Origin of the sequence: Pseudoalteromonas sp. OFAV1, assembly GCF_021532595.1 — a bacterium.
GTDB lineage: Bacteria > Pseudomonadota > Gammaproteobacteria > Enterobacterales > Alteromonadaceae > Pseudoalteromonas > Pseudoalteromonas lipolytica_C.
This window is the reverse complement of the sequence record NZ_JAKGBG010000020.1, coordinates 63,165-72,347: the sequence shown is the minus strand read 5'-3', so window position 1 is coordinate 72,347 and position 9,183 is coordinate 63,165. Positions and strand designations below refer to the sequence as shown.

Annotated in this window: 11 protein-coding genes and 2 pseudogenes; 9 read left to right on the top strand and 4 right to left on the bottom strand. The window is 42.3% G+C overall.

Features of this window, described 5'->3' with window-relative positions; translation table 11 throughout:
- The 6 genes and pseudogenes from L1267_RS12820 to L1267_RS12795 form a co-directional block, all read left to right on the top strand.
- Positions 1-171: pseudogene (locus L1267_RS12820) on the top strand (carbohydrate porin); the annotation flags it as partial.
- 351 nt (positions 172-522) lie between these two features.
- Positions 523-1,101, top strand: coding sequence for a biliverdin-producing heme oxygenase (locus L1267_RS12815; RefSeq protein WP_135923022.1), 579 nt, complete (start codon positions 523-525; stop codon positions 1,099-1,101).
- Positions 1,101-1,490, top strand: a pseudogene (locus L1267_RS12810) (YbaN family protein); the annotation flags it as partial. The gene L1267_RS12815 and the pseudogene L1267_RS12810, both read left to right, overlap by 1 nt.
- A gap of 196 nt (positions 1,491-1,686) precedes the next feature.
- Positions 1,687-2,319 (top strand): PepSY-associated TM helix domain-containing protein, encoded by a 633-nt coding sequence (locus L1267_RS12805; protein ID WP_235383109.1) that lies wholly within the window; start codon positions 1,687-1,689, stop codon positions 2,317-2,319.
- Positions 2,319-2,819 (top strand): DUF2271 domain-containing protein, encoded by a 501-nt coding sequence (locus tag L1267_RS12800; RefSeq protein WP_235383108.1) that lies wholly within the window; start codon positions 2,319-2,321, stop codon positions 2,817-2,819. The genes L1267_RS12805 and L1267_RS12800 overlap by 1 nt, the downstream gene beginning before the upstream one ends.
- Positions 2,820-2,828: 9 nt before the next feature.
- Positions 2,829-3,671: a DUF4198 domain-containing protein gene (locus L1267_RS12795; RefSeq protein ID WP_199527190.1), complete on the top strand. Its 843-nt coding sequence runs from the start codon at positions 2,829-2,831 to the stop codon at positions 3,669-3,671.
- A gap of 26 nt (positions 3,672-3,697) precedes the next feature.
- On the opposite strand, the gene L1267_RS12790 is transcribed toward L1267_RS12795, so the two are convergent.
- The gene (locus tag L1267_RS12790; protein ID WP_235383107.1) at positions 3,698-4,234 is read right to left on the bottom strand and encodes a hypothetical protein; all 537 of its coding nucleotides are present in this window, start codon (positions 4,232-4,234) and stop codon (positions 3,698-3,700) included.
- 128 nt (positions 4,235-4,362) lie between these two features.
- Between L1267_RS12790 and L1267_RS12785 the strand changes: the two genes are divergently transcribed.
- The 3 genes from L1267_RS12785 to L1267_RS12775 are packed head-to-tail and all read left to right on the top strand — an operon-like array spanning position 4,363 to position 6,656.
- Positions 4,363-4,788: a DoxX family protein gene (locus tag L1267_RS12785; protein ID WP_135923027.1), complete on the top strand. Its 426-nt coding sequence runs from the start codon at positions 4,363-4,365 to the stop codon at positions 4,786-4,788.
- Between the two features lie 59 nt (positions 4,789-4,847).
- Positions 4,848-5,714, top strand: a complete 867-nt coding sequence (locus L1267_RS12780; protein WP_235383106.1) for a pirin family protein — start codon at positions 4,848-4,850, stop codon at positions 5,712-5,714.
- A 54-nt stretch (positions 5,715-5,768) separates the two neighbouring features.
- Positions 5,769-6,656: a LysR family transcriptional regulator gene (locus L1267_RS12775; protein ID WP_135923029.1), complete on the top strand. Its 888-nt coding sequence runs from the start codon at positions 5,769-5,771 to the stop codon at positions 6,654-6,656.
- Here the strand turns inward: L1267_RS12775 and L1267_RS12770 are convergent.
- From L1267_RS12770 to L1267_RS12760, 3 genes are all read right to left on the bottom strand, one after another.
- Positions 6,651-7,535 (bottom strand): SMP-30/gluconolactonase/LRE family protein, encoded by an 885-nt coding sequence (locus tag L1267_RS12770; protein ID WP_235383105.1) that lies wholly within the window; start codon positions 7,533-7,535, stop codon positions 6,651-6,653. The two genes, L1267_RS12775 and L1267_RS12770, sit on opposite strands and share 6 nt — an antisense overlap.
- Before the next feature lie 27 nt (positions 7,536-7,562).
- On the bottom strand, positions 7,563-8,270 hold the full coding sequence (locus L1267_RS12765; RefSeq protein WP_135923030.1) for a sulfite exporter TauE/SafE family protein: 708 nt from the start codon (positions 8,268-8,270) through the stop codon (positions 7,563-7,565).
- 124 nt (positions 8,271-8,394) lie between these two features.
- Positions 8,395-9,174, bottom strand: a complete 780-nt coding sequence (locus L1267_RS12760) for an SDR family NAD(P)-dependent oxidoreductase (RefSeq protein WP_235383104.1) — start codon at positions 9,172-9,174, stop codon at positions 8,395-8,397.
- Positions 9,175-9,183 lie beyond the last annotated feature (9 nt).

Sequence of the window (9,183 nt, the reverse complement as noted above, 5' to 3'; positions counted from 1 at the left end):
AGCGAAGATACATGGATGAACGTAACCGGTGTATCTGTCGCTGCAGGTGGTTTATTCACTTACTTTGATTTTGTACAAGCGAAAAACCAACCATTTGTTGGTGGTTCAATTGCTGGCGACAGCGACGAGACTGAAACCCGCTTCAATATCAATATAGGTTATTATTTCTAACACTAATACGCATAAGCAAGGAGCTAGTCTCCTTGCTTTATCTTTACTCAAAAACACACAACAATTCTACGCTACTTTTAGCGCTCTGTAGTTACTAGCAAACTTCTTGCCTCACGACCCAAGTGCTGACAGCTCTATTGATGCAGGTCCGATCTGTACCTCTAGCAAAAACATTTTCTGGCTATACAAATGAAAATCATTATTATGTAGCGCCATTCTGAGCTAGATTTATTGATAAAAGCTGTATAGTAGCTATATCAAATTAGCTCTTAGAAATTACGGGTATAGACCCTATGACAACATCAACTACCCCGTGCATTTACTTTGAAGACGTTGCAGAGGAACATATTCATGTCAATACTCGAGCTACTTTCTCGAGCTGAAAAGCTAAAACAAGCGATAAACACCATCACGGATGATATTGACCATCATCTATTAGCACTAGCGCCTAGTGCTGATTTAGATAACTATAAAAAGTTTTTAACCTTACAGTATGCCTTTCAATCAGAATTAAAAGGTCTATACGAACATGCTGGTTTACATCAGTATATAGATAACTTGCATGATCGTACGCGATTATCTTTAATCGAGCAGGATTTAAACGATTTAAAACACCCGTTACCAAATCATAAATATCAACCCTGTCGCTTTCAAAATGCCGACTTTGCCTATGTACTTGGTTGGCTGTATGTAGTTGAAGGGTCGCAATTTTCTGCAACTACATTAGGTAAACAAGTTGAAGCTGAGCTAAAGTTAAATAATCAACGTGGTGCGCGCTACCTTGCTAAAGCCAGTAAGTACTCTAAAGGCTGTCAACTAAGTCATCTTATTGATAACCTTGAGCTCAGTGAACAGCAACAGGCCACCTTGATAGAAGGTGCAGAGCAAGCACTGCAACGATTTAAGTTTTATCAGGCCCAATTTTATTGATGAATGTGAGAGCGGCGTTTACCGCCTATAAAAATGGCTGCTATCAATTACTCGGGTTATTGATGGTGGGTTTAGGTATCATAGGTATTGCATTACCTGTGATGCCTACAACTATCTTTTTTATACTAGCATTGGCGTGCTTTACCCGCTCATCACCTAAGCTCTCTGCCTGGCTGCTAAACCACCCTAGATACGGCCAGCCTTTAAGGTTTTGGCAAGAATATAAGGTCGTTCCTACTCGCGCTAAGTTCTTAGCAGGTTTGGGCATGGCTATCGGGTATGCTTTTTTACTACAAAGTGCCGCGCCAATTTGGGTTATGTATTTGGTGGCGGTGATTGAGTTAAGCGTTTTAGCCTATTTAATTAACCGCCCATCAGCGCCAAATAAACCAACCCTAATTCAAACTAAACTGACCACACACACCCGCTTAATGTTGCTTGCTTGTTTTCTTAGCTCGCAACTTGCGGTAATGGCTTATCTTGCTATTCATTTCTAACGCAAAGAAATGTAAAGAACGTAAACTTGCTTGTTATCACTAATGCAAATCATTATCATATACATATAACAAACAAATACACCTAATTATGTTTTCTTTAAATAAACGCAGCTTTTATAGTGTAAGCCGCGCCTTACATATATACCTTTCAACTGCCCTATTCTTTTTACTTATTTTATTTTGTGTCAGCGGCATTATTCTGAATCACGTTAGTTGGCTCGAAAATGATAAACATAATGGTCAGAACCAACTACTTGTTTCTGCGGAGTTATTCGAAAAAGCACAAGCTAATCTCGACACGTTACCGAGCCTATACCCTGATATAGAACAGTACATGCAGCAGCAATTTTCACTAAGTAATGTAAAAAGTATTGAGTGGGAAAAAGAAGATGCTTTGGTGATGCTCGACTACCCGCTGCCAGCAGGCTTTGCTTACGCCGAAATCGATTTTCAAACGGGCGAACTTAATATTGATTATCAAACCGGTGGCTTTATGAGTCTGATTGGCGATCTACACAAAGGCCGCCATACAGGTGAAGCATGGAGCTGGGTCATTGATATCTCGGCTGTTTTGATGATTCTGTTTGCCATCACCGGATTAATTATTCTCTTTCAAAACCGTAAAAAACGGGCCGCAGGCCTTTGGTTAACGCTTGTTGGTGTTGCCACGCCTTTGGTCATTTATCTAGTTTGGGTGCCTCAACTTAAAGGAGTATCTTAATGAAACAAGCCCACTTAATCGCCGCTCTATTGATCAGCTGTTTATTCAGCTCACTGAGCTTTGCAAAAAACGCCAACCTAACCGTTGAGTTCACCTTACCAGAGCTAGATGTTTCCCCATATCATCGCCCTTACGTGGCGCTATGGCTAGAAACACCTGAACGTAAACACGTTACCACTATTGCACTTTGGGTCGAAAAAGCTGAATGGTTTAAAGACTTACGTCAGTGGTGGCGAAAAGCCGGCCGTAGCAACGACAACTTCGATGGTGTGACGGGTGCAACAAAACGCCCTGGTACTTATACCATTGAGTGGCAAGGAAAAGATTTAAAAGGTAATCCAGTTAAACCTGGTAGCTACCTGCTTAATGTCGAGGTTGTTCGTGAAGAAGGTGGCCGAGATTACACCCGCGTTGAAATCGACTTAACGAAAGACGGCAAAGTCACAATTAAAGGCGAAAAAGAGTTCGCTACTAGCTTTGTTACCATTACCAGTAATTAAGGACAAACAATGAAATTAAGATTATTAAAAACGGCGCTGATCGGCGCCGTGACCTTCACAGCAATCGCGTCTGGCTATGCACAAGCACATGCCCGTTGGTTAATGCCATCTCACACTTCTTTATCAGGTGAGAAAACTCACTATGTGATGATCGATGCCAGTATTTCAAATGAGTTGTTTAGCCCAGATAAAGCATACCGCCCGAAAGAAAAAGGCGCAGAGTACGACGACAACCTATTAATTGCCCTTGCTCCAGATGGTAAACCGGTTGAAGAAACAATTCGCGCATACTACTTAAAACGCAAAAATTCAGCGGCAGTGAGTTTATCTCAAGACGGTACTTACCATATTGCTATGCAGCAAAAACCAATGCTAATGACTTTTTATAAAGACAAAGACGGTAATCGCGGTCGTGTGTTTGCAGGTAAAAAAGAAGCAGACCTACCGGCAGGTGCAACCGACGTGCGCACTGTAAAATCAATCGCAACGGTTGATACTTTCGTTAGCCGAAATGGCACTTCTAAGCCAACATTGCTTGGTCAGGGCTTAGAAATTTCAGGCCCAACTCACCCGAACGATCTGTTTGCAGGTGAAGAGGCTAAGTTCCAATTATTAATGGATGGCAAACCAGCTGCTGACGTTGAGCTTGCTATTGTTCGTGGTAGTGCTCGCTACCGTAATGAACGCGACGAAGTTAAAGTAACAACCGATAAAAAAGGCTTCTTTACGGTGACTTTCGCTCATGCCGACATGTATCTGATTGAAGCATCTGTTGATCAAAAGCCAACAGAGGCAGATATCGATAACGTACGCTACTCATTATTCACAACGCTTGAAGTGGCGCCTGAGTAATACGCTTAATTAGGCCTAAACGCGGCCTAATTCGACTTTCGAGGAAGACTGTAGTCAACAGTGTGATCGCAGCTACCGTCTTTCTCGCAATCATTTACCCCATCACCATCGACATCCCAGCTTGGGTGCATGCCTTTTAATGTATTTTTTAATACCGTGATATCGGCTGTAAATTCACTTTGCTCATCACGGCGCGCAGCATTGCGCATTAGAAACACCCGAATCACATAATCGCCATTATCAGGAATTTTAACCTCGGCATGATCACCTTTTGCCGGGCCAACAAACAAAGCGGTTGGATTACCTTTTGGTAAAATATTAAAGTAGTTACTCGAGTTTGAAGGAGCCAAATCAACCATTAAGGTATTACCTTTATTAAGGTTTATTTGATATTCCAGCATCTCATAACCTTTAATTGTGTCTTTAACTTGCCAGCTTTGCTGCACCGCAATATCTGAAGCTAATAACTCATAATGGTGGCTATTTGGTAAATTTTGATTAGCAAACACCAAGCTGCTTACTGCCACCGAAAAACTAAACCCTATTAATAACAACAACTTCATATTCAACCTCCTTTTAAATTCTTTTTTAAAGAATGATAAACGCTAATTTTACAATTTTTAATTCTTTTAAAGTGAACTTATAGTTACTCCATCGCAAACACACTGCTTAACTAAACAGGATATCTACTATGAAACTTTTTACTTTAATAACAGCACAACCACAATTACAAAATATTAGCACTTTATTGGCACGTATTGGTTTATCGGCCATCTTTTTACTAACAGGCTTTAGCAAAATAGAATTCTTTGATGCAACAGCGCAGTACATGGCATCAGTAGGTTTACCAGAGTTCTTACTGCCGTTTGTGATTGCCTTTGAAATTGTTGGCGGGTTATTTATTTTACTGGGCTTTTTAACACAACTAACCGCTGTCGCTTTTGCTGGTTTCAGCATAGTCAGTGCTTTGTTATTCCACTTTCAACTTGATGATCAAATGCAATTTTTAATGTTCTACAAAAACATTGCAATGGCTGGCGGCTTTTTAGCATTAGCCAGTGTTGGGGCAGGCAAAATCAGCCTAGATCAACTAGTTTTAAAGCGTAGTCAGGCATAATATTAATCCCAGCCAATACCCTAGGTTATTGGCTGAGTTTATTTTTAAGAGGCGCGAGCATGGCAAAATTATTAACAGCAACCAGCCACGATATTGGTGGGCTCGATGTAAAACGCATCTTGCCGCATTTTGACAAGAAAATGGTAGGCCCATTTATCTTTTTTGACCACATGGGGCCGAATCACTTTCCTCGCGGTGAAGGCATAAATGTAAAGCCTCACCCTCATATTGGCCTGTCAACGCTCACTTATTTATTTACGGGCAGCATTTACCATCGCGATTCGCTAGGTAATAGCCTGCAAATAGAACCCGGCGATGTTAACTGGATGACAGCAGGTCGTGGTATAGTGCACTCAGAAAGAGAAAGCCTTGAGGTGCGGGCGAGCGAGCACGACATCAATGGCCTGCAATGCTGGGTTGCTTTACCTGAGAGTATGACCGAAATAGCACCGCGCTTTGAACATATCAAAAAACAGCAACTACCTGAAAAAATAGAAAAAGGCGTGTTGATGCGACTCATCGTGGGTGATGCCTATGGCTTAAGCTCGCCGGTGAAAAGCTACTCGCCGATGTTTTATGTAGATACGGTAGCCGAGCAAGGTAGCCATATTACTAAACCGCATCCTCATCATGAAACCGCCGTGTATGTTATTTATGGTGAAATTAGTGTGGGTGATACTCGCTATACCCAAGGCGACTTTGTGCTACTTGATGACAGCGAACACGAAATAACGACACTGGTGCACAGCCGCTTTATTTTACTTGGTGGCAGTAAATTTAATAAAGTCCCATATTTACACTGGAATTTTGTCGCTTACAGCAAACAGCGCATCGAGCAAGCAAAACAAGATTGGCAAGCTCAGCGCTTTGCAAGCATTCCTGGTGATGAGCTTGAGTATATTGAGTTGCCCACTGCTAAAAAGTAAACTTTTTCAGCATTTACAGGTACTATTAGGCAGTTAAGTAAGCAAAGGAACATCATGCTAAGAATTACGCTAGAACAGTGGCGCATGTTTCGTGCTGTTGTTGAATTTGGAGGCTTCAACCAAGCCTCACAAGGCATTCATAAAAGCCAATCGAGTATTCATAATGCGGTTGGTAAGATTGAATCTGCACTCAATGTAAAGTTATTCAGTATCCAAGGCCGTAAAACAGTACTCACTGAATCTGGTGAAATGATACTGCGCCGTGCCAATTACTTACTTGATGAAGCTGCAAAAGTTGAGGCCATAGGTCAAACCTTAGGTGAAGGTATCGAAAGTAAATTACGCATTGCTGTTGATGCTATTTTTCCGCAGCAATTGCTTTATAAAGTGCTTAACGATACTTCGTCGCAATACCCGCAACTGCGTATTGAGCTGCATGAGTCTGTGCTGATGGGGGGCAATGAGCTGCTCGAAAACGATCAGGTTGATATTGCCATTACCGGCTTTCCGATAGCGGCAAACTTTCACGAAGAATTATGCGATATCGAGTTTATTGCCGTCGCCCATCCAGATCACCCTTTGCATGCGATAGAGCGTGAAATCACTCTCGAAGATTTAAAGTCACACCGCCAAATTGTTGTTCGCGACTCAGCAAAAAAACACAAACAAGATGGTGGCTGGTTAGGTGCCGATCAGCGCTGGACCGTTACTCATATGCGCACTTCGATTGATATGATCAGTAATGGACTTGGCTTTGCATGGCTACCAAAAATAGCGATAGAAAAACAACTCGCTGCTGGGCAAATGAAAGCGCTCAATTTAACTCATAACAGTAGTCGTAGCGCTAAGTTACATTTGCTCTTTAAAGATGGTGACAAACTAGGTCCGGCAGCACGCGCATTTCTTGGCGAATTGCGTTATCAAGTGATGGAAAACCTATAGTTTTAGGGGCGTTTCAGCAATACCTTTAACGCCCGGCTCAAGAATAAACACGCCCCCACTGTGCGGGTAATCAGCGAGCACCGAGTCTTCTAACCCTACTGCAGCAGTCGTCACCGCAAGATGTGTGAGCTCCTCGCCGACAAATGCGACACTCGTAACACGCGGTGCGGGCAAGCGAATAAACTGCACCTGCTCACCACTTGGAGCAAAACGATAAATGCCATAACCATTCCATGCGGCAACCCAAAGATGATCTTCGCTATCGACGGTCATGCCATCAGGAAAGCCCATATTGTCAGTAAAGCGAATAAACTCTTGTTTATCAGCAAGTTCGCCTTGCTCACTCAGAGTGAAGCGGTAGATTGTTTGTTTATCTGAGTCTGTAGAATATAGAAACTGGCCATTTTTACTTACCGCAGGGCCATTACTAATAGTGTAGCCATGATCTACCGCTGTCGGAGTCTGGCCATGACCAAAACGGTATAACTTGCCACTACTGCTTTGCTCTTGAGAGTCCATTGAGCCAAAAAAGCCAAAGCCTTGGCGAGACGTTTTGCCATCGTTTAAGCGATTTTGTAGCGGTTCGTGATCTATTGCATAAACTAGCTCGCGGCTAAAGTCTTCACTATTTAGCTTATAAACACCTTTAGCAAAGCCTGCCACTAATTCGCCTTGCTCGGTTTCCATCACCCAGCAAATAGGTTCTGGCATAGTAAACTGGCTAACGCGCATTGATTGGCAATCTAAACGAAACAAACGTTGCCCTAAAATATCGACCCAAAATAAACAGTTATGCGCCTTGGCAAAATAGGCACCTTCGCCTAATTGGCATTGACTAGAAATGATTACTTTAATGGTGTCATCGAGCATAGGCTTCATTACACAAACAGCTGAACTATTCTCATTCTATCTGTGTATGAAAATAAGTGCTAGGCCAGATAAACCAGCAACCAGTAAGATGATGCCGCGAATGGCCTTTTCATTGAGGTTATTGTTGATCACAAACGACAAGCCCCAGCCAATTAAAATTGCGGGTAAGCAGAAAAAGAACAACTTCACATCAGCCATATCGGCAGAGCCTGTAAGCATCAGTACAACAATGCCAAACAAGTTTATAAATACGAAAAAGGCGCTTAGGTTAGCTTTAATTTTGTCTTTATCTTCAGCTTGATAGAGCAGCCCCATTGGCGCGCCACCAGCAGAAGTAGTGGTGCCTAAAAAGCCCGACGACATCGACGCTAGCAAGCTTGTAATGGTGGAAATTTTCGGTTTCATACCTATGATAGACAACGCCACCACCACCAAAATACTCACCCCAAGCAATAGCTGATACTGCTTCGCATTGACATACAACATCACAATAGCAGCAAAGATAACCCCCACAGCTCCACCAATAATGGATATGCCTGTTTGTTTCATGTCTATCGCGCCACGGTGTTTAATCATTAACACCGACGTTAAAAACAGCGCATTCAAAATCATTGGTCCCGGCACCAGCTCTGGCATTAGCCAGTAAAGCACTGGCACACATAACATGCCTAAACCAAAGCCAATAACACTTTGCAGGCAAGCGCCAATAATCAGAATTAAATAAACAAGCACAAAGTCGGTCAAACTTTCTTACCACCTTCCTAACTATGAGATTTCAAATGTTTTAAATAATTATTTATTATTATAGTATCATTTGAATTGTGTAAAATTTTTTCTTTGCTTTAAGTTAATGCAACTGACAATTTAGTTAAGTCCAACCTGCATCCACTATCAGTGATTGTGCTGTCATCATGCAGCTATCATCAGCGGCTAAGAATAGCGCGGCATTCACTACATGGTCTGGTTGAATTGTTTCGTTAATACACTGACTTAAACGAACATCTTCAATCATTTCTGGGGTTAGCCAATGAGTAATTTGGCGCTCAGTCATCACCCACCCCGGAACCAGTGAATTTACACGAATATTATCTTTACCATATGAAGCAGCCAATGAACGGGTTAAACCTTCGATCCCCGCTTTGGCAGTTGTATAAGCCGGCATACCTGTTTGCTTAATACGCCAACTAACCGACCCCATATTAATAATGCTACCACCACCTAAGCGCTGCATCTGTTCAACCACAGCTTGCGATGAAAAGAAACACGGGCGTAAGTTAACAGCAAACTTATCTTCCCAATATTTCACATCCATATTTTCAGCTGCATGACGGGTGTCATCGGCTGCATTATTAATTAGCACACCAATGTCACCCTGTTGCTGACGAGTTTGCTCAATGGCCGCTTTTAAGGCTTCTACATCACGTATATCGCAATGAATAAATTGCGGGTCAAACTCATATTTACCCGCTAATTTTGCGCATAACGCATCGCTTTGCTCGGTTGCAATATCAACAAAGGTGACTTTCGCGCCCTGCTCGCAGAACCGCGTTACCATTACTTCACCAATTCCCGATGCACCGCCAGTAATAAACACACTCTTACCAGCAAGGCTTGGGTAAACTGTTTTTAGCTCGTTCGAATTTGGCATGATAACCTT